Source organism: Afipia massiliensis, from assembly GCF_001006325.2.
In the GTDB taxonomy this organism is placed as follows: Bacteria; Pseudomonadota; Alphaproteobacteria; order Rhizobiales; family Xanthobacteraceae; genus Afipia; species Afipia massiliensis_A.
Window position 1 is genome coordinate 3,943,325 of the sequence record NZ_LBIA02000001.1, and the last position, 24,823, is coordinate 3,968,147.

27 protein-coding genes, 1 tRNA gene and 2 pseudogenes are annotated in these 24,823 nt (G+C 59.7%); 11 read left to right on the forward strand and 19 right to left on the reverse strand.

The window, feature by feature from the left end:
• The first annotated feature begins 289 nt into the window (after nt 1-289).
• On the forward strand, nt 290-835 hold the full coding sequence (locus YH63_RS18980) for a hypothetical protein (protein WP_046826265.1): 546 nt from the start codon (nt 290-292) through the stop codon (nt 833-835).
• A 64-nt stretch (nt 836-899) separates the two neighbouring features.
• On the opposite strand, the gene YH63_RS21925 is transcribed toward YH63_RS18980, so the two are convergent.
• The gene (locus YH63_RS21925) at nt 900-1,034 is read right to left on the reverse strand and encodes a hypothetical protein (RefSeq protein WP_283809712.1); all 135 of its coding nucleotides are present in this window, start codon (nt 1,032-1,034) and stop codon (nt 900-902) included.
• On the opposite strand from YH63_RS21925, the gene YH63_RS18985 reads away from it, so the two are divergent.
• Nucleotides 1,024-3,681 carry a glycosyltransferase gene (locus tag YH63_RS18985; RefSeq protein WP_046826264.1) on the forward strand — a complete coding sequence of 886 codons (2,658 nt, stop codon included), beginning with the start codon at nt 1,024-1,026 and terminating at the stop codon, nt 3,679-3,681. The genes YH63_RS21925 and YH63_RS18985 overlap by 11 nt on opposite strands.
• Before the next feature lie 24 nt (nt 3,682-3,705).
• On the opposite strand, the gene YH63_RS18990 is transcribed toward YH63_RS18985, so the two are convergent.
• Together YH63_RS18990 and YH63_RS18995 are read right to left on the reverse strand one after the other, a co-directional pair.
• Nucleotides 3,706-3,891 (reverse strand): hypothetical protein, encoded by a 186-nt coding sequence (locus YH63_RS18990; protein WP_046826263.1) that lies wholly within the window; start codon nt 3,889-3,891, stop codon nt 3,706-3,708.
• A gap of 112 nt (nt 3,892-4,003) precedes the next feature.
• A tRNA-Lys gene (locus YH63_RS18995) sits at nt 4,004-4,079 on the reverse strand.
• 171 nt (nt 4,080-4,250) lie between these two features.
• Between YH63_RS18995 and YH63_RS19000 the strand changes: the two genes are divergently transcribed.
• A complete protein-coding gene (locus YH63_RS19000) occupies nt 4,251-4,502 on the forward strand; it encodes a hypothetical protein (RefSeq protein ID WP_046829390.1) in 252 nt (83 codons plus the stop codon).
• Nucleotides 4,503-4,518: 16 nt separating this feature from the next.
• Here YH63_RS19000 and YH63_RS21720 read toward each other — a convergent pair whose 3' ends face one another.
• Nucleotides 4,519-4,692 carry a hypothetical protein gene (locus YH63_RS21720; protein WP_170978717.1) on the reverse strand — a complete coding sequence of 58 codons (174 nt, stop codon included), beginning with the start codon at nt 4,690-4,692 and terminating at the stop codon, nt 4,519-4,521.
• Between the two features lie 111 nt (nt 4,693-4,803).
• Here YH63_RS21720 and YH63_RS19005 point away from each other — a divergent pair, with 111 nt between their 5' ends.
• Complete coding sequence (locus tag YH63_RS19005; protein WP_046826262.1) at nt 4,804-5,733, forward strand: glycine/sarcosine/betaine reductase selenoprotein B family protein; 930 nt, start codon at nt 4,804-4,806, stop codon at nt 5,731-5,733.
• 1 nt (nt 5,734) lies between these two features.
• On the opposite strand, the gene YH63_RS19010 is transcribed toward YH63_RS19005, so the two are convergent.
• Nucleotides 5,735-5,980, reverse strand: coding sequence for a BrnA antitoxin family protein (locus tag YH63_RS19010; RefSeq protein ID WP_046826261.1), 246 nt, complete (start codon nt 5,978-5,980; stop codon nt 5,735-5,737).
• 2 nt (nt 5,981-5,982) lie between these two features.
• Entirely contained in the window at nt 5,983-6,966 is a 984-nt protein-coding gene (gene cysK, locus YH63_RS19015) for a cysteine synthase A (RefSeq protein ID WP_046826260.1), read from the reverse strand.
• A 231-nt stretch (nt 6,967-7,197) separates the two neighbouring features.
• On the opposite strand from cysK, the gene YH63_RS21885 reads away from it, so the two are divergent.
• Nucleotides 7,198-7,410: a hypothetical protein gene (locus tag YH63_RS21885; protein WP_046826259.1), complete on the forward strand. Its 213-nt coding sequence runs from the start codon at nt 7,198-7,200 to the stop codon at nt 7,408-7,410.
• Between the two features lie 24 nt (nt 7,411-7,434).
• Here YH63_RS21885 and tgt read toward each other — a convergent pair whose 3' ends face one another.
• From tgt to coaD, 5 genes are all read right to left on the reverse strand, one after another.
• Complete coding sequence (tgt, locus tag YH63_RS19025) at nt 7,435-8,568, reverse strand: tRNA guanosine(34) transglycosylase Tgt (RefSeq protein ID WP_046826258.1); 1,134 nt, start codon at nt 8,566-8,568, stop codon at nt 7,435-7,437.
• Nucleotides 8,569-8,584: 16 nt separating this feature from the next.
• Nucleotides 8,585-9,661 (reverse strand): tRNA preQ1(34) S-adenosylmethionine ribosyltransferase-isomerase QueA, encoded by a 1,077-nt coding sequence (queA, locus tag YH63_RS19030; protein ID WP_046826257.1) that lies wholly within the window; start codon nt 9,659-9,661, stop codon nt 8,585-8,587.
• Nucleotides 9,662-9,733: 72 nt separating this feature from the next.
• Nucleotides 9,734-10,198 carry a peptidylprolyl isomerase gene (locus YH63_RS19035; protein ID WP_046826256.1) on the reverse strand — a complete coding sequence of 155 codons (465 nt, stop codon included), beginning with the start codon at nt 10,196-10,198 and terminating at the stop codon, nt 9,734-9,736.
• A gap of 66 nt (nt 10,199-10,264) precedes the next feature.
• A complete protein-coding gene (locus YH63_RS19040) occupies nt 10,265-10,807 on the reverse strand; it encodes a peptidylprolyl isomerase (RefSeq protein ID WP_046826255.1) in 543 nt (180 codons plus the stop codon).
• 28 nt (nt 10,808-10,835) lie between these two features.
• Nucleotides 10,836-11,333, reverse strand: a complete 498-nt coding sequence (gene coaD / locus YH63_RS19045; protein ID WP_046826254.1) for a pantetheine-phosphate adenylyltransferase — start codon at nt 11,331-11,333, stop codon at nt 10,836-10,838.
• 165 nt (nt 11,334-11,498) lie between these two features.
• Here coaD and YH63_RS19050 point away from each other — a divergent pair, with 165 nt between their 5' ends.
• Entirely contained in the window at nt 11,499-11,753 is a 255-nt protein-coding gene (locus tag YH63_RS19050; RefSeq protein ID WP_046826253.1) for a hypothetical protein, read from the forward strand.
• Between the two features lie 9 nt (nt 11,754-11,762).
• Here the strand turns inward: YH63_RS19050 and gyrA are convergent, their stop codons facing one another.
• The 3 genes from gyrA to YH63_RS19065 form a co-directional block, all read right to left on the reverse strand.
• The gene (gene gyrA, locus YH63_RS19055; RefSeq protein ID WP_046826252.1) at nt 11,763-14,504 is read right to left on the reverse strand and encodes a DNA gyrase subunit A; all 2,742 of its coding nucleotides are present in this window, start codon (nt 14,502-14,504) and stop codon (nt 11,763-11,765) included.
• A gap of 181 nt (nt 14,505-14,685) precedes the next feature.
• Nucleotides 14,686-15,090: a DUF2306 domain-containing protein gene (locus YH63_RS19060; RefSeq protein WP_046826251.1), complete on the reverse strand. Its 405-nt coding sequence runs from the start codon at nt 15,088-15,090 to the stop codon at nt 14,686-14,688.
• A gap of 135 nt (nt 15,091-15,225) precedes the next feature.
• The gene (locus YH63_RS19065; RefSeq protein ID WP_046826250.1) at nt 15,226-15,714 is read right to left on the reverse strand and encodes a single-stranded DNA-binding protein; all 489 of its coding nucleotides are present in this window, start codon (nt 15,712-15,714) and stop codon (nt 15,226-15,228) included.
• Between the two features lie 491 nt (nt 15,715-16,205).
• On the opposite strand from YH63_RS19065, the gene YH63_RS19070 reads away from it, so the two are divergent.
• Together YH63_RS19070 and uvrA are read left to right on the forward strand one after the other, a co-directional pair.
• A complete protein-coding gene (locus tag YH63_RS19070) occupies nt 16,206-16,919 on the forward strand; it encodes an outer membrane protein (RefSeq protein WP_137325247.1) in 714 nt (237 codons plus the stop codon).
• Between the two features lie 278 nt (nt 16,920-17,197).
• Nucleotides 17,198-20,182 carry an excinuclease ABC subunit UvrA gene (gene uvrA, locus YH63_RS19075; RefSeq protein ID WP_046829879.1) on the forward strand — a complete coding sequence of 995 codons (2,985 nt, stop codon included), beginning with the start codon at nt 17,198-17,200 and terminating at the stop codon, nt 20,180-20,182.
• 40 nt (nt 20,183-20,222) lie between these two features.
• Here the strand turns inward: uvrA and YH63_RS21930 are convergent, their stop codons facing one another.
• Complete coding sequence (locus YH63_RS21930) at nt 20,223-20,351, reverse strand: hypothetical protein (RefSeq protein ID WP_019197040.1); 129 nt, start codon at nt 20,349-20,351, stop codon at nt 20,223-20,225.
• Between the two features lie 234 nt (nt 20,352-20,585).
• Nucleotides 20,586-20,993 (reverse strand): SPW repeat protein, encoded by a 408-nt coding sequence (locus YH63_RS19080; RefSeq protein ID WP_046829880.1) that lies wholly within the window; start codon nt 20,991-20,993, stop codon nt 20,586-20,588.
• Between the two features lie 244 nt (nt 20,994-21,237).
• Between YH63_RS19080 and YH63_RS19085 the strand changes: the two are divergent.
• Nucleotides 21,238-21,510, forward strand: a pseudogene (locus YH63_RS19085) (GNAT family N-acetyltransferase); the annotation flags it as partial.
• Between the two features lie 56 nt (nt 21,511-21,566).
• A complete protein-coding gene (locus YH63_RS19090; protein ID WP_046829882.1) occupies nt 21,567-21,833 on the forward strand; it encodes a GNAT family N-acetyltransferase in 267 nt (88 codons plus the stop codon).
• A 69-nt stretch (nt 21,834-21,902) separates the two neighbouring features.
• Here YH63_RS19090 and YH63_RS22035 read toward each other — a convergent pair.
• Nucleotides 21,903-22,009, reverse strand: a pseudogene (locus tag YH63_RS22035) (fumarylacetoacetate hydrolase family protein); the annotation flags it as partial.
• Here YH63_RS22035 and YH63_RS21725 point away from each other — a divergent pair.
• Nucleotides 22,002-22,235, forward strand: a complete 234-nt coding sequence (locus YH63_RS21725; RefSeq protein ID WP_170978718.1) for a hypothetical protein — start codon at nt 22,002-22,004, stop codon at nt 22,233-22,235. The pseudogene YH63_RS22035 and the gene YH63_RS21725 sit on opposite strands and share 8 nt — an antisense overlap.
• A gap of 88 nt (nt 22,236-22,323) precedes the next feature.
• On the opposite strand, the gene YH63_RS19095 is transcribed toward YH63_RS21725, so the two are convergent.
• Both YH63_RS19095 and YH63_RS19100 read right to left on the reverse strand, forming a co-directional pair.
• Complete coding sequence (locus tag YH63_RS19095; protein WP_046829883.1) at nt 22,324-22,689, reverse strand: DUF3597 domain-containing protein; 366 nt, start codon at nt 22,687-22,689, stop codon at nt 22,324-22,326.
• 561 nt (nt 22,690-23,250) lie between these two features.
• Nucleotides 23,251-24,288, reverse strand: a complete 1,038-nt coding sequence (locus tag YH63_RS19100) for a DUF1775 domain-containing protein (protein WP_046829884.1) — start codon at nt 24,286-24,288, stop codon at nt 23,251-23,253.
• Nucleotides 24,289-24,823: the final 535 nt, after the last annotated feature.

A 24,823-nucleotide genomic window follows, 5' to 3' on the forward strand; every position in this document is an offset into this window, starting at 1 on the left:
ATGACCAGAAGGGCCAGTGGCGTACGAAGCGAAATGGTTCCGTCCTCCAGGGAGGCACGTCGATAACCGCTCCGCGCTGGTCTGCCAAGACCCCAACCGATACCTCCCCCGGTCTTCTCGGCGCATGCCTTTACCAAAAGCGCATCAAACTTCCGCCTTGCTGGACAAAAACATAAATGTCCTTCATTGGAATCAGGCAGTTGCGGTAAAGGCAATCTTCCGCCGCAATAGCGGGGCATCTGTTTGGCGCCGAGCGTTGCCGACTGGCACGCCATTCATCGGGGATTTCATGGGTCGGGTTCGTACCGGGTTTCGAGTTGCCATTTTTCAGCGAGTCGCCGTTCCGGCCCTTGCTCTGTTTGTCGGGATCGGGGCCGCCATCGCTCAAAGCGGCGACCTCCGAGCGCAGGATACAGCCCCCAAGCAAGCTCCCGGCGACGCCGCCAAGGACAGCCAGCGCAAGGCCGACGAGTTCGTGGAAGCTGCGCAGGCGATCAACGGCCCTGCAGGAAACCCGGAATGTGTCTGGCTCGGCCGGCGCGTGGTCGGCCTGATGTGGCGCGACGACCTTGATACCGCGTTCCGCCATCTCGATCTTTACGAGCGATTCGGTTGCCCCGGCGGTCACATCCAGGCCGCGTTCCGCTGCGTGGTACGGTTCGGCGCGACAATCGATCCCAAGGTGGCCGAAACCCTTCAGGGGCGCGTTCAGGCCTGCTGGATCAATCCGGCCGCGCAGCCGCAGACGGCTGCCACGCCCGCCGCGCCCGCACCTGCCGCAGCGACACCGTCAGCCCCTGCCGCAGCGCCTCCTCCGGCTGCCCCTGGTAAATAGTCGGGCCGCGAAACTGCCCATGAGGAACCAAGCGGCCGTATCTCGATTGGATTCGGCTGCGCCCTCAAAACGCCATGTCGCCGTATGAGTTGTTAAGCTGCGCAGCATAGATAAGCTGCTTTTGACGCTGCCGAACCGAGGGGACAGGTTCGCGATCTGCCACGTTTGGCCCCGTATGGTTTTCCTTGATGCGCGCCATCGTCGCTGTCCTGCTCTGCGTTACCGCCATTCACGCCGCCCTTTGGGGCCTGTTGCGTGACGAGCAGAAAGCCCCCGACTTCAACGGAATGCTGCCCAGTCTGTCTTACGCGCCGTTTGAGGGCGCGGGGCATCCGGATGTCGACAACATTCCCAACAAGGAAAAAATCCGCGCGGATTTGAAGAAACTCGCCACGATGACCAAGGCGATCCGCCTGTATTCGTCGACCGGCGGCGTTGAACTGGTTCCCGCAATCGCCAACGAATTCGGCCTCAAGGTCACGGTTGGCGCTTGGATCGACAAAAACGCGGACCGTAACGAGCGCGAAATCGCCGCTGCCGTCGAACTCGCCAAGCGCAACAGCAACGTCATCGGCATCGTCGTCGGCAACGAAACCATCTACCGCGGGGAACAGAAGGTCGAAGATCTCATCGAGATCATCCAACGCGTCAAGAAACAGACAAATGTTCCGGTAACGACTGGCGAAATCTGGAACATCTGGCGCGACAATCCGCAACTGGCCTCGTCCGTCGATTTCATCGCCGCACACATCCTGCCGTATTGGGAAAACTTCACCGCCCAGCAGGCTGTGGATCAGGCCATGTACATCTACGGGCTGCTAAGGGACACGTTTCCCGGCAAGCGGATCGTGATCGCCGAATTCGGATGGCCGAGCGCGGGATACAACCTCAAGAACGCTTTCCCCGGGCCGTTCGAGCAGGCTTCGGTGCTCCGCAATTTTGTGACCCGCGCCGAAGCCATCGGCATGGACTACAACATCGTTGAAGCCATCGATCAGCCGTGGAAGTTTTTTGAAGGCGGCGTGGGACCTTACTGGGGCATCCTTGATGCTTCACGTGAACCGAAGTTCGCCTGGACGGGGCCTATTCGGGATCAAGACTACTGGAAGATTGCTGGCATAGCCTTGCTCGTCGGGGTTCTTCTGTCGCTCCCGATCTTCCGTCTGGCGCGCCCCACGGTTTTGCAAGCGACCGTGCTTGCCGCTGCCGCCAGCGGCGTCGGCACATGGGTCGCGACCGTCTTTGCCTACTGGAATACGCACTATTTCGTTTTCGGTTCCGCCTTCGCTCTGACACTGGGCCTTATCCTGCTGGTGCCGCTGGTCCTGATCGCGATGGCCCGGATCGAGGAAATCGCCACCATCGCCTTTGGACACAAGCCTGCCCGCCTGATCTCGGCCGCAGTCCCCCCACCAGCCGAAGGCTACGCGCCGAAGGTCTCGATCCATGTGCCGGCTTATTTCGAGCCGCCCGAGATGCTCAAGCAGACGCTCGATGCGGTATCGCGCCTCGATTATCCGAACTTCGAATGCGTTGTGATCATCAACAACACGCCTGATCCGGCGTTCTGGCAGCCTATACAGGATCACTGCCGCACGCTGGGCGAGCGTTTCATTTTCATCAACGCCGAGAAGGTCGAAGGCTTCAAAGCCGGCGCGCTGAAGATCGCCATGGCGCGCACGGCCGCCGACGCTGAAATCATCGGCATCATCGACGCCGACTATGTCGTCACGCCGGATTGGCTCAAGGATCTGGTTCCGGCCTTTGCCGATCCGCGCGTGGGCCTGGTGCAGGCGCCGCAGGATCATCGCGATGGCGACCGCTCTCTGATGCACTACGCCATGAACGGCGAGTATGCGGGCTTCTTCGACATCGGCATGGTGCAGCGGAACGAAGCCAACGCCATCATCGTTCATGGCACGATGTGCCTGATCCGCCGCGCGGCAATGGATATGGCAGGCGGCTGGGCCGGTGACACGATCTGCGAGGATACCGATCTCGGTCTGGCTGTGATCGAGCACGGCTGGCTCACGCACTACACCAACAAGCGTTACGGTTTCGGCCTGCTCCCGGACACCTACGAGGCCTTCAAGAAGCAACGCCACCGCTGGGCCTATGGTGGCTTCCAGATCGTAAAGAAGCATTGGCGCCGGTTCCTGCCCAATGCGAGCCGGCTCTCCCCGGATCAAAAGCGTGAATTCGCACTTGGCTGGCTGAACTGGCTCGGCGCGGAAAGTCTCGGCGTGGTGGTTGCGATCCTGAACCTGATCTGGGTGCCGATCGTTTCATTCGCCGACATCGCCATCCCGGACAAGATTCTCACCCTGCCGATCATCGCCGCATTTGTGGTGTCGCTGGCGCACTTCCTGACGCTGTATCGGCTTCGCGTACCTGTGAAGACCGGTCAGATGCTGGGGGCCATGGTGGCGGCAATGTCGGTGCAATGGACGGTTTCCCGCGCCGTGGCGAACGGCCTGATCACCGATCATCTTCCGTTCGCACGCACGTCCAAGGGCGGGCTTTCGATCATGTCGGTGGAGTTCCAGGCGTTCTGGGAAGCCGTGATCGGTATCCTGCTGATCATCGGCGCGATCGTGCTGGTTGCGTTCAATGTGAAGGAAGTGCGGGAGATCAACATCTTCGCAGGCGTGCTCGTACTTCAGAGCCTGCCCTTCCTGTCGGCCGTCGCCATTGCGATCCTCGAGAATTCGCGGATCAACGCCTTCAACTTCTGGAAGACTTCGTCGGTTCGCGCTGCCGAGCTGATCGGACTTCGCCGTGAAGCGACGCCGGCAGCCATCACCGCGCAGCAGCCGGTCACCTCGGATGTCCGCTCAGACACCTGATCGTTAAGGATTGAGTTCGTCAGCTCATTTCATGCTGACGAATGCACCCCACACCGCGGCCAATCCCGCGCCCACCAGAACATAGACGGGATGCCGGCAGAACGTGTCGCCGTAGGTGCACATCTGAGCGCCAAACCTGCCGAGCTGGCCATGGTCGGCGGCGTAGAAGAGTCCGGACAAGACAACCAAGAGACCGGCAACGAAGTACATTGTCGTTATCCCTTCCCAGCGAGAAACCGCATCTTGATGCGGTGCCATTCTTGCTGCGATTCCCTCGGCGCGTCGAGGACGAACGTCCTACTGCGGTTTGACTTGGGGGCCATGGTGAGCGCGGAGGGACTCGAACCCTCGACCCCATGATTAAAAGTCACGTGCTCTACCGCCTGAGCTACGCGCTCACGTGTCGCGGTGTGTAGGTGGCGGGTGAGTGTGGGTCAAGTGCAGCCCGGCATCCTTGTTCAGGCTGTGGAATTCGTCGCCAAGGCTTGAGAGATTCCCGCGGCAAGACGACAATTGACAAAGGAACAAAAAGAGAACACGATGTCATCATCACTGCCTTGGAAACAAAGATGACCGATATCTCCTACTATGTAGCGCTTCCGTTCAGCGAGGACGACGAAGGGTCCGTCGTGACGGGAACAGCCGAAGAGTTTCAAAGCCCATCTACGGCGATCCGGCGTGCGGAAACATTGTCCCGAGCAGCCGGTATGGTTGGAGCAGTTGCTTTCACGCGCTCTGGCGACCCGATGACGGGAGATTTCAAGGATGCCGTGGTCTTGAAAGCATTCGGCAGTGTCCCCACGGATCTCAGCGGCCTGTAATCGCAGTCTGCAACCGTCAGGGCCTGCGGTCCTCCTGTTCCTTTAGTTCATCTTCGCTCAAATCATTCCGGGGTGTCGCGAAGTCATCGCTGTTGGGATCAACCTTGAACGGTGCATCCTTGGTCGGATCCGCACGGCGTTTCTTCGCCTTGGGGTCGGCAGCGTCGTCTTTCTTCTTTTTTCCGCTCATCGGCTGGTTTCCTTGCCCGCGCCGCCGGCATGGCCGGCCTCGTTTCCCTGAATATGGCTGAGACGGCGAGCATCTGCTACGCCTACCTCACGAGATTTGAGGACGCCCATCATGACGGATTCGCCTGCTGTCCCCGAGGATACCGTGCGCGACTTCGACGTGCCCGTCCCATACATGCAACGGACGCGGGATTATTATCTCGCCATCGGTTACGACACCCCCTACCGCTGGGCGCACAATATCGCGGCGCCTTTCCAGCCGCTGACCAAGCCTCTGGCGAGGGCGCGCGTGGCCATCGTGACCACGGCCGCCCGCTTCGATCCCACGAAGGGCGATCAGGGACCGGGAGCGGCGTACAACGGCAGCGCGAAATTCTACCAGGTCTACGACGGCGACACCTCCCAGCAGCACGACCTGCGAATCTCCCACATCGCCTACGATCGCGCGCACACGTCTGCGACCGACATGAATACCTGGTTTCCACTGACGCAATTGCATCGCCTCGCTGGCGAAGGCCGGATCGGATCGGTTGCGCCTCGCTTCTTCGGTGCCCCAACCAATCGCAGCCATCGCGTCACCATCGACACCGATGCTCCGGACATTCTTGCACGCTGCAAGGCGGATGATATCGACGCGGTTGTGCTCGTGCCGAACTGTCCGGTGTGCCACCAGACCACGTCTCTGGTTGCCCGCCATCTGGAGGCCAACGGGATTTCGACCGTGGTGATGGGCTGTGCGAAGGACATTGTCGAGCATGCGGCTGTGCCGCGGTTTCTGTTCAGCGATTTTCCGCTAGGCAACTCCGCCGGAAAACCGCACGATGTGTCATCGCAGGTGTTCACGCTTGAACTGGCGTTGAAGGTGCTGGAAAGCGCGCCGGGGCCGCAGACAACGGTACAGTCTCCGCTGCGCTGGAGCGAGGATGCCTCGTGGAAGCGCGACTACAATAACGTGGAGCGGATGGCGCCCGAGGAACTCGCGCGCCGACGCCGCGATTTCGACGCTCAGAAGGAAGCCGCGCGCGCCAATCGTGTGGCGTGATTCAGTCGGACTTTCCGGCAGCCTTGCGCAGCGCTGCGTTAATCCGATCCTGCCACCCGGGACCGCCCTCCTGAAAATGCTCGAGGACGTCCTGATCAATCCGGATCGAAACAAGCTCCTTCACGCTCGGGATCGCGACCGTCTTGGGAAATGCCTCAGGCACTTTCGCCGTGACCGATTTGAACGCAGCCTCGGCTTCTGTCTTCGCATCGCTGAGCGTGCGAGGCCGTCTCGGAGGTGACGCCATGCTCAGATTCCCTCGAACAACGCCGTTGACAGATACCGCTCTGAGAACGATGGCACGATCGCAAGAATGGTCTTGCCCGCGTTCTCGGGCCGCTTGCCAAACTCCAGCGCCGCGGCAATGGCAGCGCCGGACGAAATGCCGCCGGGAATGCCCTCGATGCGCGCCAGAGCGCGGGATGTTGCGATCGCGGTTGCGCTATCGACCTTGACGATCTCATCGATCACAGACCGGTCGAGAATGTCCGGAATAAAGCCGGCGCCGATACCCTGAATCTTGTGGGGCGAATGTTGACCGCCAGACAGCACCGGACTTTCCACCGGCTCGACCGCGACGACACGCAAGGACGGTTTGCGAGGTTTCAGAACCTGCCCCACGCCGGTGATCGTACCGCCGGTACCGACGCCAGCGACAAACACATCGATGTTGCCGTTGGTGTCGTTCCAGATTTCCTCCGCGGTGGTGCGCCGGTGCACCTCGGGATTAGCCAGGTTCTTGAACTGCTGCGGCATCACCGAGTTCGGCGTGTTGCGGATCAACTCCTCTGCGGTTGCAATCGCGCCTTTCATGCCTTGCGCTGCCGGTGTCAGAACGATTTCCGCACCGAGGAATGCCAGCATCTTGCGGCGTTCGATTGACATCGACTCCGGCATCACGAGTTTCAGGCGGTAGCCCCGCGACGCCGCGACGTATGCCAGCGCGATACCCGTGTTGCCGGATGTCGGTTCGATCAGAACGGTGTCCGGATCGATGACGCCAGCCTTTTCCATCGCGATGATCATCGCCGCGCCAATGCGATCCTTCACACTCGCAGCAGGATTGAAATACTCAAGTTTGGCGAGAATTGTTGCCTTCACGCCGTTTTGCTCAGGCAATCGATGCAGCCGGACAGTTGGCGTATCGCCGAATGCATCAACGATGCTGTCGTAAATTCGTCCGCGCCCCGGCCGATGTGATTGCGAAATGTCTGAATGTGACTTGGTATCCATGCCGGGTCCTCCACATCAATCAAATGCGAACTATGAGAGAAAGTTACGCGAAACGAACAGCTTCCACCATTAAGGGTAGCTGCGCCCCCGCGCGCAAGGGCAATCGCGACGCTGTCGACGAGCGTTGCATCGCAAAATGTTATTTTGCAAAAGAAACACATTTGTGTTGCGACAACTTCAAACTCTCATGTGTATAGTGGGCAAAAGATCAAATCTGGTAGGGAGGTCACGATGCCAGCTCTTGCTGAAATTCTGTCGACCAAACCAACACGCTTGCCGCCGCGCATATCTGACCGTCCGATTTGCACGATCTGCGCGGACTCGATGGTCGCAGCCGAAGCATCTGCATTTCTTTCCGATAACGTGATCAGCTATCTGTGGACCTGCGACAATTGTGGCTATGGCTTCGTCACGAAGCATTCCACAAAGATCGTCTGCAACTGACAGCACACCTGCAGGCATACCCTGTCAGCGCGGCGCGATATCGCCCCGCGCCCATCCCTCGCGAACCGATGCGCGGTAGTCGCCATATGTGCCGGCGGCGATAGCGGCGCGCGCACCGGTCATCAGGCTTTGATAGTATGCAACGTTGACTTCCGACAACAGCATCGCGCCGAGCGCCTCCTCGGACTTCACAAGGTGGTGCAAGTAGGCCCGTGAGTAGCCATTCGCCGAACGCCAGGCACTTTCCTCGTCCAGCGGACGCGGATCATCGGCATGACGGGCATTACGCAAATTGATGACGCCATGCCGCGTGAAGACGTGGCCGTGCCGGCCGTTGCGCGTCGGCATGACGCAATCGAACATGTCGATCCCTCGCGCGACCGCTTCCAGCATATCGTCGGGCGTTCCGACGCCCATCAGATAGCGCGGCCGCTCCTGCGGCAGGATCGGCGCCACCTCCTCGATCATCGCCAGCATAACCGCCTGCGGCTCGCCAACCGCCAATCCACCGACCGCGTAACCGTGAAACCCGATGTCGATCAGCGCACGCGTGCTCTCGCGGCGTAATTCGGGAATGTCGCCGCCCTGTACGATGCCAAACAGCATGTATCCCGCAGGCGCCGTTTCGAACGCGCGCTTGCTGCGCCCCGCCCAGCGGATCGACAACTGCATCGCGCGTTCGATATCGGCTCGCTCGGCCGGCAACCGCACACACTCGTCGAGTTGCATGGCGATATCGGAACCGAGCAAGCGCTGCACCTCGATGGCCCGCTCGGGCGACAGTTCCACCTTTGTGCCGTCGATATGCGAGCTGAACGTCACCGCATGTTCCGTGACCTTGCGCAGCTTGGCCAGTGACATGACCTGAAAGCCGCCGGAGTCGGTCAGCATCGGGCCGTTCCATGTGGTGAACTTCTGTAGTCCGCCCAGCGCCGCGATGCGCTCCGCGCCGGGACGCAACATCAGGTGATAGGTGTTGCCGAGCACGATGTCGGCGCCCGTGTCCCGGATGTCGCGCCAATGGATGCTCTTCATCGCGCCTGCGGTGCCGACGGGCATGAATGCCGGCGTGCGCACCACACCGTGCGGCGTCGTCAATTCGCCGGTGCGTGCTTCGCCGTCGCGGCCAAGAAGCTTGAAATGATTGGGAACGGTCATATGGCGACGTTATGGGTCAGGTCGACTGACGAAACAACAGGCATGCATCGCCATAGGAGTAAAAGCGATAGCCGGTTGAGATGGCATGGGCATAGGCCTGCTGCATGGTCTCCAATCCGCTGAAAGCGGAGACCAGCATGAACAGGGTCGAGCGCGGCAAATGGAAGTTCGTCATCAGGACATCCACCGCTTTGAAGCGGTAGCCGGGCGTGATGAAGATTGCGGTCTCCCCGGTGAACGGCTGGATCGTGCCGTTATCTGCCGCAGCACTTTCGAGAAGCCGCAGCGATGTCGTCCCGATAGCCACGACGCGGCCGCCCTTGGCGCGGGCATCGTTAAGCGCGGTGGCGGTCTCGCCGGACACCGTGCCCCACTCAGCGTGCATCTTGTGGCTGGATGTATCGTCGGCCTTCACCGGAAGGAACGTCCCTGCTCCGACATGCAGCGTCACACGGTGCAACCCAATGCCACGGTCGCGTAACGCAGCCTCGAGTGCCGGCGTGAAATGCAGCCCCGCCGTGGGGGCCGCGACCGCGCCTTCGCTGACCGCAAACATGGTCTGATAGTCGGCAGTATCCCGCTCGTCCGGCGTCCGCCGTGAAGCGATGTAGGGCGGCAGCGGCGGCGCGCCGACGTCGGCAATGGCCTGATCCAGAATTGGCCCGTGAAACGAGAATGACAGCGTCACCTCGCCGTTCTCGCCTTTGTGCTCGACCTGCGCGTCGAGATTTCCCAGCAGACAGACACGGCCTTCGTTCCCAAAGCGGATAGCGTCACCGGCAGCAAGTTTCTTCGCCGGCTTCACCAGCGCCTGCCAGCGCGACCCGTCGATGCGCTTGATAAGCGTGGCTTCGATCTTCGGCTCTGTCTCCCGGCCGACGCGGCGGCCGGTCAATTGCGCCGGGATCACCTTGGTGTCGTTGACGACCAGTTGATCGCCGGGTTGCAGGAAACGCGGCAGATCGGAAACGGTGGCTTCAGCCAGCGGCTTGCCAGGTGTCACCACGAGCATGCGCGCCGTGTCGCGCGGGCTGACAGGCCGCAGCGCGATGTTGGCTTCCGGAAGTTCGAAGTCGAATAAGTCAGTACGCATGACGTTACGTTCAAATGTTGATGGCCGGGACATGCCCGGCCATCCGTTCGCAAAGCCAGACTACAGCGACAATCAGGCGGCGTCAGCCGCCATATGCGCCTTGACGATCTTGTCGGGATTCTGCACGGGTTCGCCGCGCTTGATCTTGTCGACGTTTTCCATGCCTGACGTCACCTTGCCCCATACGGTGTACTGGCCGTTGAGGAAGGCGGCATCGTCGAAGCAGATGAAGAACTGGCTGTCACCCGAATCCGGGTTCGCCGCACGCGCCATCGACGTGGTGCCGCGCACATGCGGCTCCTTGTTGAATTCGGCCTTCAGCTTCTTGCCCGAGCCGCCGGTGCCGGTGCCCTGCGGGCAGCCGGTCTGCGCCATGAATCCTTCGATGACGCGATGGAAAACGATGCCATCGTAAAATCCTTCGCGCACCAGTTCCTTGATGCGCGCGACGTGACCCGGCGCCAGATCGGGACGCATCTCGATCGTCACCGACCCCTGCGTGGTTTCCAGGATCAATGTGTTTTCGTTGTCTGCCATGATGTTTCCTTTGCAGATTGGGAAACCCGCGATGGCCGATATGGCCCGCGGATCGCCTGAGATGGATTACTTGATGTCGGAAGCGACCTGCACCTTCACCATCTTGTCCGGATCCTGAACCGGCTCGCCGCGCTTGATCTTGTCCACGACATCCATGCCCGACACGACCTCACCGACGACCGTGTACTTGTTGTTCAGGAAGCTGCCGTCCGCGAACATGATGAAGAATTGCGAGTTGGCAGAGTTCGGTTCGCTCGAGCGTGCCATCCCAACAATGCCGCGCTTGAACGGCACGCTGGAGAATTCGGCCGGAAGGTTCGGATACTTCGACCCGCCGGTGCCGTTGAAGCGCTGACCGTCGCCGGTCTGGGCCATGAAGCCTTCGATTACGCGATGGAATGGCACATTGTTGTAGTACCCGTCGCGCGCGAGCAGCTTCATGCGCTCGGCATGCTTGGGCGCGAGATCGGTGCGCAGCTTGAAGATGACGCGGCCCTTGGTGGTGTCGATAACGATCGCATTGTCCTTGTCGAGGCCGGCGGGAAGCGCCTGTGACAGGGCGGGCGTTGCGAAAGCGAAAGCCGCGAGAACGGCGAGTATGCGGATCATGACAACTCCGGGGTGATAGGAGGGCTGGTTAGCCAGCGAGTCTCTTCTTCAGGCGCGAGGCGACGGCTTTCGGCACGAAGTGCGAAACGTCGCCGCCCATCCCCGCGATCTGACGCACCAGTGTGGCGGTGATCGGGCGGACGGTGGCGGAGGCAGGAATGAAAATCGTGTGAACCTCCGGCACCAGCGTCTGGTTCATACCGGCGATCTGCATTTCGTAGTCGAGATCGGTGCCGTCGCGCAGCCCGCGGATCAGGATTGTAGCCCCTGCCCGCTGCGCTGCGGTAACGGTCAGATCCTTGAATGTGACGCAATCGATTTCGCAACCGGCGTTGGCGGCAATGGGCGCGAACACCTCCCGGACCATATCCAACCGCTCTTCGGTGGAAAACAGAGGGGCCTTGCCGGGATGGATGCCGATCGCAACGATCAGCCGGTCGACCAGGCTGCAAGCCTGCCGCACCACATCCAAATGGCCATTGGTAACAGGGTCGAACGACCCAGGGTAAAGCGCAATACGGGACATGCCCCCTCCTAACCCGGCCCGGCGACCGCCGCAAGGAGGCCGGTTCCGCCGGCGGCTGCTCTATTTATCCGGGGCAATAATTTTAAGATCCCGTGAACTTTTACCCGACACCGCGCGTCATCCCCTCAAGCAGACCGTAAAGGCCGGCATGACAGGGGACGGACCATGATCAAGGCACTCTCAGCAGTGACGATTGCGGCTTTCGTTGCAGCCGCCATGACGATTCTTCCAAGCTTTGCGCCTCGCGTGGAGGCAAGCGTGCCGCAAGCGCTTGCAAAGGCTGACCGGCTGCCGATCCGAACGGCCAATGCATCCTGCGCGGTACAGCATTGGCCGACTAAGGACGCGTCCTGCCTGCGCCGCAGCAACTGGAAAGCCGGCGTCCAACCGGTTCGGGTCGTGACGACGGACCGCAACTAGCCTAACCCTTTAGCCGCCGTTGCCGTTTTCCGCCTCATCCGTGATGTGTTCGACCGAGACGACATGTTCGTCCTCGGCCGTGTCAAACACGATCACGCCTTGGGTTGAGCGTCCGGCGACGCGAATGTCCTCGACCGGGCACCGGATCAACTGGCCGTTATCAGTTACCAGCATGATCTGATCGCTGTCCTCGACCGGGAACGACGCCACCAGCTTGCCGTTGCGATTGTTGACGGACATCGCGACGATGCCCTTACCGCCGCGGCCGGTGGTGCGATACTCGAACGACGAGCTGCGCTTGCCGTAACCGTTCTCGCTAATGGTCAGAACGAACTGTTCAGCAGCCGACATTTCGACGTAGCGCTGCTCGCCAAGCTCGATCGCGCCCGTGGCTTCTTCCTGATCCGTACCGGCCTCTTCCTCGGCTCCGCCGCGACGCACCGCGTTGGCGCGGCGCAGATACGCAGCGCGCTCATCGGCGTTGACGTCCATGTGGCGCAGGATTGTCAGAGAAATCACTCGATCATCTGGTTCAAGTTTAATGCCTCTGACCCCCATGGAGGTTCGACCAGTGAAGACCCTAACCCCTGCGTCCGTTCCATCGGAACGCGGATCGGAGACAGGGAAGCGAATGCATTGCCCACCCGCTGTAGTCAGCAAGACATCATCATGTTCAGTGCAAATTTGCACGTCGACGATGGCTTCGCCCTGGTCGAGCTTCATGGCGATGATGCCCGACCGGCGCACCTCGACGAAATCGGAAAGCTTATTGCGACGGACATTGCCCCCGGTGGTCGCGAACAGCACGTCGAGATTAGCCCACGACGACTCATCCTCAGGCAACGGCATGATGGTGGTAATGCGCTCGCCCTGCTCCAGCGGCAGGATATTGATCAACGCCTTGCCGCGTGAATTCGGAGCAGCCATCGGCAGGCGCCAGACCTTTTCCTTGTAGACCTGACCGCGGGACGAAAAGAACAGCACCGGTGTATGCGTCGAGGCGACGAACAGGCGGCTGACGAAATCCTCGTCGCGCGTCTGCATCCCCGAGCGGCCCTTCCCGCCACGCTTCTGCGCGCGATAGGTCGAGAGCGGCACGCGCTTGACGTAGCCCGCATGCGAGACGGTAACGACCATATCCTCGCGCTGGATCAGATCCTCATCTTCGACCTCGCCTTCCTGATCGATGATGACGGTGCGGCGCGGCGTCGCGAACTCAGCCTTCACTGCACCAAGTTCGTCCTTGATGATCGCCTGAATCCGGGCACGGGAGCGCAGGATATCAAGATAGTCGGCGATTTCGAGCGCGAGCTTGTCGAGTTCGTCGGAAATTTCCTCGCGGCCGAGGGCTGTCAGGCGCTGGAGACGCAGGTCGAGAATAGCTTTTGCCTGCTCAAGCGACAGGCGTGCGGTACCGTCTTCGGCGACACGATGGCGCGGATCGTCGATCAGCGTGATCATCGTCGCGACGTCCTTGGCCGGCCAATCGCGCGCCATCAGGGTTTCTCGCGCGGTGTTCGGATCAGGCGACGTCCGGATGACGCGAATAACTTCGTCGATATTTGCGACAGCGATGGCAAGGCCAACCAGGATATGAGCGCGGTCGCGCGCCTTGTTCAGCAGGAATTTGGTGCGCCGTGAGACCACGCTCTCGCGGAACGCAATGAACACGGTGAGCAGGTCCTTCAGGTTCATCACCTGCGGACGTCCACCATCAAGAGCGACCATGTTGGCGCCGAAATTGGTTTGCAGCGGCGTGAACTTATAGAGCTGGTTCAGCACCACCTCAGGCACCACATCGCGCTTCAGTTCGACAACCACGCGGTAACCGTCGCGGTCGGATTCGTCGCGCAGATCCGAAATGCCCTCGATCTTCTTTTCGCGCACCAGCTCAGCGATGCGCTCGACCATGCTCGCCTTGTTTACCTGATACGGAATTTCCGAGACGATAATCGCCTCGCGATCCTTGCGAATCGTCTCGATGTTCACCTTGCCGCGCATCACGATAGAGCCGCGACCAAGATGGTAGGCCGCACGGATACCCTGACGGCCAAGAATGATGCCGCCGGTCGGAAAATCCGGTCCGGGAACGATATTGATAAGGTCGTCGATGCCAAGCGCGGGGTCATTGATCAGCGCGATACAGGCATCGATCACTTCGCCGAGATTGTGCGGCGGGATATTCGTCGCCATGCCGACCGCGATGCCGCCGGCGCCATTGACCAGCAGATTCGGAAACTTCGCGGGCAGAACTTTCGGCTCGCGCTCAGAACTGTCGTAGTTCGGCTGATAGTCGACAGTGTCCTTGTCGATGTCGTCGAGCAGCGAATGTGCGACTTTCTCAAGGCGCGACTCGGTATAACGCATCGCGGCGGCCATATCGCCATCGACCGAGCCGAAATTGCCCTGCCCGTCGATCAGCGGCACGCGCATGGAGAAGTCTTGCGCCATGCGCACCATCGCGTCGTAGACCGACTGGTCGCCGTGCGGATGGTATTTACCGATCACGTCGCCGACGGTACGCGCCGACTTGCGATACGGCTTGTTCCACTCGAAGCCGTTCTCATACATCGCATAGAGAATGCGGCGATGGACGGGCTTGAGACCATCGCGCGCGTCCGGCAGCGCACGCGCCACGATCACGCTCATCGCGTAATCGAGGTAGGAGCGCTTCATCTCATCCGTGATCGAGACGGGACGGATATCAGCCGCCTCGGGAGGGCCGGACGGCGGATCTTGGGGGTCAGTCAACGTGCGAATCCTGGGTGCGAAATACTCTTGTTATATAGGCGAAGTCGGCGGCCAACGCCAACCGCATTTACCGTCAAAACGGGCACGGAAACTTTTGTAATTACAATATCTTACAGTCAGTCAAAAACCCATTCCATCTCACGCTTTTTGATGCGGGGAAAACGCTGTTTTGGCGCGGCATTCAGGGCCCGAATGCAACCGCATGCATGATGCGGCCCGGGACAAATGTGAACAGCCCAGCGATGACCAGCCCGCCCGTAAACAGCGAGATCATTGTGATCCGGTGGCCGTTCACCCGATGTCTGTGCGCAAACCAGATGCCGAGCGGAAGCATGATCAGGCTGAAGATCGACAGCAGATGGATCGGACTCCAGGGGCCACCCAGTCTGATCTGATTTTGATGGATCCAGAAAGAACTAAGCGCGACTGTCACCATCAGCACAACCCAGATCCAGCCGAGAGTGCGATGAGGCAACGTGCCCTTCGGAGAAGCGAACTGGACGATGCCCAGTACCAGCGCGCTCATGGCGGCAAAGGCGTGCAACTGAATGACCAAAGGCGCATTGAGCAGCGGCGCTAGGCTCATCGGTCGTTTCCGGAAATGAAGCTGGTTAGAAAATCAGATTCCGACGGAGTGCAGTACGTAAAGTGTAGGCTGCGACACGCAGAGCCAGTGCTTCACTGGCCCTGCGCTCATTCACATGATCGTCCTTAAAATGGCTTAGAATGGAATATCGTCGTTCATATCGTCGTTGCGGCCGCCGCCGGCAGCGACGCGGCGCGGAGGCGCTGAACGCGACGGGCCTGACGATCCGAAATCGCCACCACCCTCGTCAGCCCCGAACGAACCACCGCTGCTCTTGCCGTCGAGCATGGTCAACGTCGAATTGAAGTTCTGAAGAACGACTTCGGTCGAATAGCGGTCCTTGCCGTCCTTGTCCTGCCATTTGCGGGTTTGCAACTGGCCCTCAAGGTAAACCTTGGATCCCTTCTTCAGATACTGCTCGGCGATCTTGCAGAGGCCTTCGCTGAAGATCACGACGCGATGCCACTCCGTCTTTTCTTTGCGTTCGCCGGAATTCTTGTCACGCCAGGTCTCCGACGTTGCAACGCTCAGGTTGGCAATCGGGCGACCGTCCTGCGTCCGTTTGATTTCAGGGTCGGCACCGAGATTTCCAACCAGAATGACTTTATTGACGCTTCCCGCCATTGCCGCTCTCCACTTTCGCGCACGCATACGGTGCGCCCGAATCTGTCAGGATTTATGTTCGCGGGGTCGCCATCCCAAACTAGGGAAACGCCCGCTCCGAAAATGACCCTATACGCTCCGGCCCGCGCGATGCGCCCGGCTCACCGGTTATCCACACGCAAGCCGCCAGTCACTCCAACCATAATATGTACTGTTTTTGTTCTCATGCAAGTGGAGCGTGAAAGGGAACCCTTTGACAGACAAAAACAATGTTCGGCCGGGCTCCGAAAATGTGACGAAAACGTGATCAAAACGTGGAGTCGAGGAACCAAATATCCCAAACAATTCCTTGCCTTAGGAAGCCTCACTTCCCGTCCGACTGTTGCATTTGGGAGACGGCTTTTTCGGAAGAAGCCGGTATATTCCGACTCACGAAATCGAAATCCCATTGCGTTCGCGCCTTGGAAAACTGCTTCGAAAAATCGAGGCGGACTTAAAACTGGAGAACTGAGATGAAGAAGTTTTTGCTCGGCACCGTGGCGCTGGTTGCCCTCGGTACTGCTTCGGCGGTCGCCGCTGATCTGCCGGCCCGTACCTACACCAAGGCACCGGTTTACGCCGCGCCGATCTACAACTGGACCGGCATCTACGTCGGTGCGCACATCGGCGCTGCTTTCGGTGGCGATGACGGCTTCACCACCAACAACGCGCTCTTGAGGGGCACCGACCGTGACGCAGCGTTCCTCGGCGGCGGCCAGCTCGGCGCTGACTACCAGTTCGCTCCGAACTGGCTGGTTGGTATCGAAGGCCAGATCAGCGCTCTGTCGAACAGCGACCGTACCTTCACCGATGGCAACCTTGTCCTTCGTGATCGTTCCGACTGGCTGGCTTCGGTCACCGGTCGCCTCGGCTACACTTGGGGTCCGGGCCTGATCTACGCTAAGGGCGGTGTCGCGTTCCGTGACGACAACGGCCTTGCTGCGAACTTCCCTGGCGTGACCAACCGTGAGTCGACCGGCTACACCGTCGGCGGCGGTCTGGAATACATGTTCGCCCCAGCCTGGTCGGCGAAGGTTGAGTACCAGTACTACAACTTCGACACCACCACCGCTGTGTTTGCTGATCCGGCTCTGACCAGCGTCAGCTACAAGGATGACCTCCACACTGTGAAGGTTGGCGTCAACTATCGCTTCAACTGGGGTGGCCCGGTCGTCGCAAAGTACTGAGCTTCGCAGACCTGACTAACTCTTCCTGAGCTTCTCAGGATTACGGAAAGGCCGGCTCTTGAGCCGGCCTTTTTGTTTGTCATCACGTCCCTATATCCTCGGAGTCCCACCAGACGGCAAACAGTTGATGGATCGCGAACAGGGCTGGAAATCCGGTCGCGTTCTTACTATGTTCTGCGGACAAGAATCTGATCGAGAAATGAGAAACCGGCGAACGGTCATCGCGTTTTCCGGGGACAGCGCCCTTGTTGCGCACAACGTGCCACCGGAAATCCCTCATGGACGAAGTCATCAAGGCAAACCGTAAAACAACTGCTGCATCGAGCATGCGGGCCATCACGATTCGCGGCGCGCGCGAACATAATCTCAAGAACGTCGACCTCGAGATTCCGCGCGACAAGCTGGTCGTTTTCACCGGGCTGTCCGGCTCGGGCAAATCCTCCCTCGCCTTCGACACCATCTATGCGGAAGGCCAGCGCCGCTACGTCGAATCACTGTCGGCCTACGCCCGCCAGTTTCTGGAGATGATGCAGAAACCCGACGTCGATCAGATCGACGGGCTGTCACCAGCCATTTCCATCGAGCAGAAGACCACATCGAAGAATCCGCGATCGACGGTCGGAACCGTCACCGAGATCTATGACTACATGCGCCTGTTGTGGGCGCGTGTCGGCATTCCCTATTCGCCGGCAACTGGCCTTCCCATCGAAAGCCAGATCGTTTCCCAGATGGTCGATCGGGTTCTGACTCTTCCCGAAGGCACACGCCTCTATTTGCTTGCGCCTGTCGTGCGCGGCCGCAAGGGCGAATACAAAAAGGAACTCGCAGAATATCTCAAGAAGGGCTTCCAGCGGGTCAAGATCGACGGAAAGTTCTATGAGTTGGCCGATGCGCCGACGCTCGACAAGAAAATTCCCCACGATATCGACGTGGTGGTGGATCGCATCGTCGTGCGTGCGGATATCGCGCAACGCCTCGCGGAATCGTTCGAGACCGCGTTGAAACTTGCCGAGGGACTGGCCGTCGTTGAGTTCGCCGATGCCCCCTCCGGTAGCGAACCGGCCCCAGAGAAGAAGGCCGAAAAGAAGACCGCCAAGATCCACGACAAGAGCGGACCCGAGCGGATTCTGTTCTCTGAGAAATTCGCCTGCCCGGTGTCCGGCTTTACGATTCCCGAGGTCGAGCCGCGGCTGTTCTCGTTTAACAACCCCTACGGCGCCTGCCCGAAGTGCGGCGGCCTCGGCGTCGAACAGCATATCGACGCCGAACTCGTGATTCCGGACAAGGAAGCGACGCTGCGCAAGGGCGCGATCGCGCCATGGGCGAAGTCCTCGTCACCTTATTATGTGCAGACATTGCAGGCGCTAGGGAAGTTCTACAAATTCACGCTCGATACCAAGTGGAAGGATCTGCCCAAGAAGACCAAGGACGCGATCCTGTTCGGTTCCGGCGACGACGAGATCAAGTTCTCCTACGAGGACGGCGTGCGATCTTACGACACCAAGAAACCTTTCGAGGGCGTGGTCACCAATATCGAGCGCCGCTTCCGCGAGACCGAAAGCGAGTGGGCGCGCGAGGAACTCGGAAAGTATTTCAGCGACGTTCCCTGCGAATCCTGCCGCGGTCATCGGCTGAAACCGGAGGCCCTGTGCGTCAAGATCGGTGGCAAGCATATCGGCGAGATTTCCGAGTTCTCGGTGATGCGCGCTGGTGAATGGTTCGAAACCGTTCCCAAGCAACTGAACAAGCAGCAGAACGAAATCGCGGCACGAATTCTGAAGGAAATCCGCGAGCGGCTGTCGTTCCTGCTCGACGTCGGCTTGAACTACCTGACACTGGCGCGCGCATCCGGCACTCTGTCCGGCGGCGAGAGCCAGCGTATCCGCCTCGCATCGCAGATCGGCTCCGGCCTGACCGGTGTGCTGTATGTGCTGGATGAGCCATCGATTGGCCTGCACCAGCGCGACAACGCCCGGCTGCTCGAAACCCTGCGGCGGCTGCGCGATCTCGGCAACACCGTGATCGTGGTAGAACACGATGAAGACGCCATCCACACCGCCGACTACGTCGTGGACGTCGGACCCGGCGCGGGCGTGCATGGCGGCAATATCGTCGCCCAGGGCACGCCGCAGCAGGTGATGAACAACCCGAATTCGATGACGGGAAAGTATCTGACCGGCGAAATGTACGTGCCGATTCCCGAACGGCGTCCGCCCAATCATCGCCGCACCATCAAGGTCATCAATGCGCGCGGCAATAATCTCAAGAATGTATCGGCCGAAATCCCCCTCGGACTGTTCACTTGCGTCACCGGCGTCTCAGGCGGCGGCAAGTCCACGCTGCTGATCGACACTCTGTACAAGGCGATCGCCCGCAAGCTCAACAATGCATCGGAAGGACCTGCCCCGCACGATCGCATCGAGGGTCTGGAACATATCGACAAGATCATCGACATCGACCAGTCGCCGATCGGCCGCACGCCGCGTTCAAATCCTGCGACTTACACCGGCGCGTTCACGCCGATCCGCGAATGGTTCGCGGGCCTGCCCGAATCGAAAGCGCGCGGCTACGAGCCGGGGCGCTTTTCGTTCAACGTAAAAGGCGGACGCTGCGAGGCCTGTCAGGGTGACGGCCTGATCAAGATCGAAATGCACTTCCTGCCGGACGTCTACGTCACCTGCGACACCTGTAAGGGTAAGCGCTACAACCGTGAGACGCTGGACGTCCTTTTCAAAGGCAAGTCGATCGCCGATGTGTTGGACATGACAGTCGAGGAAGCCGCCGACTTCTTCAAGGCGGTGCCGCGCGTCCGCGAAACCTTCAAGACGCTGCACCGCGTCGGGCTCGATTACATCCACGTCGGCCAGCAGGCGACAACGCTGTCCGGCGGCGAAGCCCAGCGCGTCAAGCTAGCCAAGGAATTGAGCAAACGCGCCACCGGCCGCACACTCTATATCCTCGACGAACCGACCACGGGATTGCACTTCCACGACGTCGCCAAGCTGCTCGAGGTGCTTCACGAACTGGTTGCCCAGGGCAACAGCGTCGTGGTCATCGAGCACAATCTCGAAGTCATCAAGACTGCCGACTGGGTGATTGATCTCGGCCCTGAAGGTGGCGATGGCGGCGGTGAAATCGTTGCGTGGGGTCCGCCGGAAGATATCGTCAAGGCGCCGCGCAGCTACACCGGAAAATTCCTTGCACCGGTCTTGAAGAAAGGGCGCGCCGGGAAGATCCGCGATGCCGAAGAGGCGGCGGAATAAACCGATAGGGGGTGCAAAGGGACATCGTTTTGCGAGGTGACTATCGCACCCCGGTCCCTTTGCAGCGCTGGCACGTGAGAACCTTGTCGCCTTTCTTCACCAAGCCCTTGCCTTCGCAGTTCTTGCACTTCTGCTTCTTCTTGATGTTGGGGCCTTTTTCGTTCGCCATTCCGTTTCCTGACCAATGTATGTTGCGGGACGCAACTACGTCGCGCGTTCAAATAGCGCGCAATCCTGTCATTGCGCGACTTAAATCATTGCATACCACCTTGAAACTGCATGAAGCCAAACCTGACCGCCGGCTCCAACACGAGTCGGCGGCCCGACTTGGACTCATCGCCCGGACTTAGCTTCATCGCACATCCCCTGGCTCGCGAAGCGGCTCCCGCTTCGGCGAAGAAGCTTACTGCCCATGCTTGGCAAGCTCGTCATCGCTCAGATCCCAATCCTGCCAAAGCGTCAGGACCCCAAGCAGGATCACAATGCCGCCGAGCGCCGTATGCCAGAGTCTGAGCGTTCCGCCTCCGGCATAGCCGAAGATATGGGGCGAAGCGATCAGCCAGAAGCCAAGCGCGACCTCGCACGCTTCCTCCCAGCGCCGAAGCACGATGTATTCGAGCTGGGCAAAGCCGAAGATGAGGACACCGACGCAAACCGCATTCAGAAGCGGCATTCCCGGATCAACGTTCGCGCCAAGCCCGTTGTTCGCCTGACCTGTAAGCCAGGGCGACAGGATGATCAGCAAGCCGAGCAACATGCCGAACCAATCTTCCCAGGATCGATGTTTGTTTAAAAAACGATCGATAGACATTGAATACCTCCATCAAGAAGGCATACGTCGGCGGCCTGACAGATGTGACATTCCGACTGTCAAACGACCAATTCGGCCGCCTCACGGTATGTCTCAGAAAAACGTATGAATCCCGGCAACCTTTACAAGGCCCCGAGAACGGGTTTTTGTCGGATTTGGAGACACTTGCTGGAGCGGCCGTACTGATCTGCGGGCTTCCCGCCGGGCAACAGGACCAACACCCGACATTGGGGACAATCGTGCAATGACCGAAACCGTTCAGAACAATCCGGCCTGGAAACGCTACGAACTGGAGGCCGAAGGCCATCTGGCTGAGACCTACTACGAACTTTCTGACGGCGTCATTACCTTTGTTCATACCGAGGTCCCGAAAGAACTCGAAGGCAAGGGCATTGGATCAAAACTGATAAAAGGCGCCCTCAATCAGGTCCGCGCTGCCGGACTGAAGGTTATCCCCCAGTGTCCGTTCGTGAAGGCGTACATTGAGAAACACACTGAATATGCCGACCTGTTGAAATATATTCGCGCCACGCATCGAGTCCGCAAACACAACCTCTCGCCACGGTTCAAGACATGGTTCGCAACAACACCACACTCAGCCGCTACGAACTCGACGTGGACGGCGCGACCGCTTTCGCCGACTACCGGCTTGCACCGGGCAAAGTGATCATTACCCACACCGAAACGCCGCGCGCCTTGCGCGGCCGCGGCATTGCCTCACGACTGGTTCAGGGCGCGCTGGAGCAGATCCGCGCCGATGGATTGAAAGTTGTGGCAGGCTGCGGGTTCGTCGTCGATTATCTAGATAAGCATCCGGAATTCGCGGATGTGGCGGCATGAGCGCGCCTTTACTTCCGGCGCCAAAAAGCCCGCCATCGGCGGGCTTTTCAATCGCACATCGAATGAGCGTCAAACGATCTTGATCGACATGTCCGGCAATCCGTCGAGCTTGCACAGCACAATGTCGCCTTTCACCACAGGTCCGATATCTCCGGCGTGCCGGAGTAGATGGTATCGCGTGGTCTGCTCAACTGGAAAACAGCCTTCAATCCAACCTCGGCATCGGCTGTCTCAGCGAAAGCCACGGTTCCGGCTAACGCCACCAGCCAGAATGTTTCTGCGAATGAGCTCGGTCATGGGTCGTTCCCTGGTTTTGCGTTGTCGGTCTTTTTGGTCGCCTGCTTCAGTTGCGGCGGCAGATTAATTGTTCTGGCATTTTGTATGCCGTGGACGAAAATTTGAACAACACGTTGTAAAAGTGTGCGTTGCAATGAAAAAGGCCCGCCTGAACAGGCGGGCCTTAAAAGCAGTGCGGCCCTAGAGCCGCTGATCAATTCTTCAGGTCGTCCGGAAGCTTGCCGCCGTTGGCCGCGAGCTTGGTCATGACCTGCTTGTGCAGCCAAATGTTCATCTTTGCGGAATCGCTGGTATCGCCGTCATACTTCAATTCCTTCGCCAGCTCCTTGCGGGCCGAAAGGCTTGAATCGATGTCGAGAGCCTTCATCAGGTCCACGATCGAGGTGCGCCATTCAAGCTTCTCGCCCTTGGCCGCGACAGCCTTGTCGAGAATTGGCGCAACATCAACCATTGGCACGCTGGCGCCGCCACCCGCAGCCGATCCAGCACCGCCGGCAGGCTCAGCAGCTTCGGCCTTGGTGCCGAAAATCGCGCCCATGATCTTCCCAAAAATGCTCATCTGTAAACTCCCGATAGCCCGTCGGTTGACTGTGAATGATTGGCGCTTCTTCTATCCGTCCGGCAGCACCGTGCCGGTCGTCACCCGTCAGTGTAGACGCCCGGTTTCAGCTTGCCAATGCAACTGATCAATATTTGCGCTGCGGCGATTTGAGTCAAAAGCGCCAAAAAGACGCCACAATGACTCGATGCGGCGCGACCTCAGCTTGTCACATAGCTTCGCGCCACCGTCCCTTGCAGAATTTTGCTGCGTCTGCTCGGTCTTTCATCACAAGCGACCGTGATGACTTGCACGGTGCCCCTACGAGCAATCGATCATGGGATGTGGGGTTTCGCTTCCGAGTTTGGCCTGAAGGATGGCGATGTGTTCGCCACCTCGTTTAGTCGATGAATCCCGCCTTCGCGACACGTTGATCGCGAGCGCAGAGAGAAACTCGCGACGGTCCTTGCAGAGTAGCGGACTTCCGGATGACTGCTTTTCGCGCCTGACTCTAGCCGCTTTGCGCAGGAAGGTGGTTTCGATACTGACGACACCACCCTCCTCAAGTTCGTTCTCATCTTATCAATGCCGGTGCGCAGGCGCTCCACCACTCGCACCTATCGCCCTGACGTTGAAGCTGAGGTCGAGCTTCCCGGCCTTCTCGAACGTCAGGGTCGCCTTTAGCGTGTCGCCTTGCTTCAACTGCTGCTTGATATCCATGAACATCATGTGGAATCCGCCTGGCTTGAGCTCGACCGTCTCTCCGGACTTGATAATGAGCCCGTCCGTCAGCGGCCGCATCTTCATCACGCCGTCGGTCATCGACATCTCGTGAATTTCTACGTGATGCGCACCGGCCGACGTCGCACCGACCAGGCGATCGGCCGATTTGCCGTTGTTGGTGATCTTGAGATAACCGCCAGCGATTTTGGCGCCGCCCGGCGTGGCGCGCGTCCATGGCGACACGACAACAAGATCGCCGATCGTGAAGGTATCGCTCCCGCTCTGCGTAGTCGCGCCCATTTGCGCGTGATCCATCTTGCTGTGATCCATCTGCGCCTGCGCAACTGTCGACGCGTCGGCAACGATCCGCAGCGTGGGAGCCGGCGATTTCAGGCTGTGCGGATTCTGTCCGTCCGATGCAATCTGGTCCCAGCGAACCTCACCCTTCGCGCATTGCTGGACGGTCGGAAAAGAGATCGCCTGCCCCGGACGGAAATCGCCGGCAAGGAAACTCGTGAAAACGAACTCATCGTAGTTGTCGTCCGAGAGAGCGCCGCCCGACCATATGATTTCCTTGGGTCCTTCGGTCACGGCTTTGCCGTGACTCTGATAGGACTTGGCGTAGGTGCCGCGCGTGATGTTGAGGGTCCATCCCGCCTTGGGCATCGGCTTCACGCCGATGACTCCCTCAGGAATTTGAATCCGGACTGTTTGCGTAGCTGCGCCATCGCAGCCGTGCGGGACCTGAAATACCGCCTTGTAATAGGTGCCGGTACGCGCCTCGCCCGTCGCAAGCGTGACATGGGCGAACGCGGCTGATTGCGAGATGATAACGGCAGATGCGGCGAAGCCAGCGCCGGCCAGCAGCCGCTGGGAGCTGCGGAAGTTGATGGACATGTTGTTCCTCGACTGATGCTGAAAGATAATTCCGAAACGAACGTCTCAGGTTGTCTCAGGTCAGCGTCGGAGGAGCCCGGGCCAGGAAGACCGGTTCGCGTAAGATAGCCGTCAGGGTGGTTTCGCGTGAAACAGCGGAATGCGCGTAGACCGTGGGGAGCGTCAGTGAGCCCCCCTCGCCCGATGGGCCCCCCGTCGTATGGCTCATCAGGCACGCGCTGAGACAATCGTGATCCGCCCTTGGCGCGAGCGGCGCACTCCCGTCATCGTTCGAGCTCGCAGATGTTCCGCCGGAACAGATCGTGCCGAGGCTCCCGGCGCCGCCCGCGAACGCCACCGTGCCACTCCAAGCCAGAAGCAGCCCCTGGATCACCAGGACCTGCGACAGCACGATGGTCAAAAGCAGCCGGCGAAATGGGTAGCGATCACGCATGTTGCGGCTATGCCACGCCTCGGGCGGAACGTCCACGATTCGGAGACGGTTCCTACAACACGCCCTGTCTGTCGATCTCTTGGAGACCGTATAAATGAACTA

Bases quoted from the DNA above. Each gene is read 5' to 3' on its own strand.
- YH63_RS21885 (WP_046826259.1), top strand. From the start codon at position 7,198: ATGCCAGCTCTTGCTGAAATTCTGTCGACCAAACCAACACGCTTGCCG.
- YH63_RS21930 (WP_019197040.1), bottom strand. From the start codon at position 20,351: ATGGCGAACGAAAAAGGCCCCAACATCAAGAAGAAGCAGAAGTGCAAG.
- YH63_RS19060 (WP_046826251.1), bottom strand. From the start codon at position 15,090: ATGAGCCTAGCGCCGCTGCTCAATGCGCCTTTGGTCATTCAGTTGCAC.
- YH63_RS21720 (WP_170978717.1), bottom strand. From the start codon at position 4,692: ATGAGCGGAAAAAAGAAGAAAGACGACGCTGCCGACCCCAAGGCGAAG.
- YH63_RS18990 (WP_046826263.1), bottom strand. From the start codon at position 3,891: ATGTACTTCGTTGCCGGTCTCTTGGTTGTCTTGTCCGGACTCTTCTAC.
- YH63_RS19035 (WP_046826256.1), bottom strand. From the start codon at position 10,198: ATGGCAGACAACGAAAACACATTGATCCTGGAAACCACGCAGGGGTCG.
- YH63_RS21925 (WP_283809712.1), bottom strand. From the start codon at position 1,034: ATGGCGCGCATCAAGGAAAACCATACGGGGCCAAACGTGGCAGATCGC.
- uvrA (WP_046829879.1), top strand. From the start codon at position 17,198: ATGGACGAAGTCATCAAGGCAAACCGTAAAACAACTGCTGCATCGAGC.
- YH63_RS19010 (WP_046826261.1), bottom strand. From the start codon at position 5,980: ATGGCGTCACCTCCGAGACGGCCTCGCACGCTCAGCGATGCGAAGACA.
- YH63_RS19065 (WP_046826250.1), bottom strand. From the start codon at position 15,714: ATGGCGGGAAGCGTCAATAAAGTCATTCTGGTTGGAAATCTCGGTGCC.
- YH63_RS19080 (WP_046829880.1), bottom strand. From the start codon at position 20,993: ATGTCTATCGATCGTTTTTTAAACAAACATCGATCCTGGGAAGATTGG.
- YH63_RS19005 (WP_046826262.1), top strand. From the start codon at position 4,804: ATGACGGATTCGCCTGCTGTCCCCGAGGATACCGTGCGCGACTTCGAC.
- YH63_RS19095 (WP_046829883.1), bottom strand. From the start codon at position 22,689: ATGAGCATTTTTGGGAAGATCATGGGCGCGATTTTCGGCACCAAGGCC.
- coaD (WP_046826254.1), bottom strand. From the start codon at position 11,333: ATGTCCCGTATTGCGCTTTACCCTGGGTCGTTCGACCCTGTTACCAAT.
- YH63_RS18980 (WP_046826265.1), top strand. From the start codon at position 290: ATGGGTCGGGTTCGTACCGGGTTTCGAGTTGCCATTTTTCAGCGAGTC.
- YH63_RS19000 (WP_046829390.1), top strand. From the start codon at position 4,251: ATGACCGATATCTCCTACTATGTAGCGCTTCCGTTCAGCGAGGACGAC.
- YH63_RS19050 (WP_046826253.1), top strand. From the start codon at position 11,499: ATGATCAAGGCACTCTCAGCAGTGACGATTGCGGCTTTCGTTGCAGCC.
- YH63_RS19040 (WP_046826255.1), bottom strand. From the start codon at position 10,807: ATGATCCGCATACTCGCCGTTCTCGCGGCTTTCGCTTTCGCAACGCCC.
- YH63_RS19100 (WP_046829884.1), bottom strand. From the start codon at position 24,288: ATGTCCATCAACTTCCGCAGCTCCCAGCGGCTGCTGGCCGGCGCTGGC.
- YH63_RS19070 (WP_137325247.1), top strand. From the start codon at position 16,206: ATGAAGAAGTTTTTGCTCGGCACCGTGGCGCTGGTTGCCCTCGGTACT.
- YH63_RS18985 (WP_046826264.1), top strand. From the start codon at position 1,024: ATGCGCGCCATCGTCGCTGTCCTGCTCTGCGTTACCGCCATTCACGCC.
- YH63_RS19090 (WP_046829882.1), top strand. From the start codon at position 21,567: ATGGTTCGCAACAACACCACACTCAGCCGCTACGAACTCGACGTGGAC.
- queA (WP_046826257.1), bottom strand. From the start codon at position 9,661: ATGCGTACTGACTTATTCGACTTCGAACTTCCGGAAGCCAACATCGCG.
- YH63_RS21725 (WP_170978718.1), top strand. From the start codon at position 22,002: ATGGTATCGCGTGGTCTGCTCAACTGGAAAACAGCCTTCAATCCAACC.
- tgt (WP_046826258.1), bottom strand. From the start codon at position 8,568: ATGACCGTTCCCAATCATTTCAAGCTTCTTGGCCGCGACGGCGAAGCA.
- cysK (WP_046826260.1), bottom strand. From the start codon at position 6,966: ATGGATACCAAGTCACATTCAGACATTTCGCAATCACATCGGCCGGGG.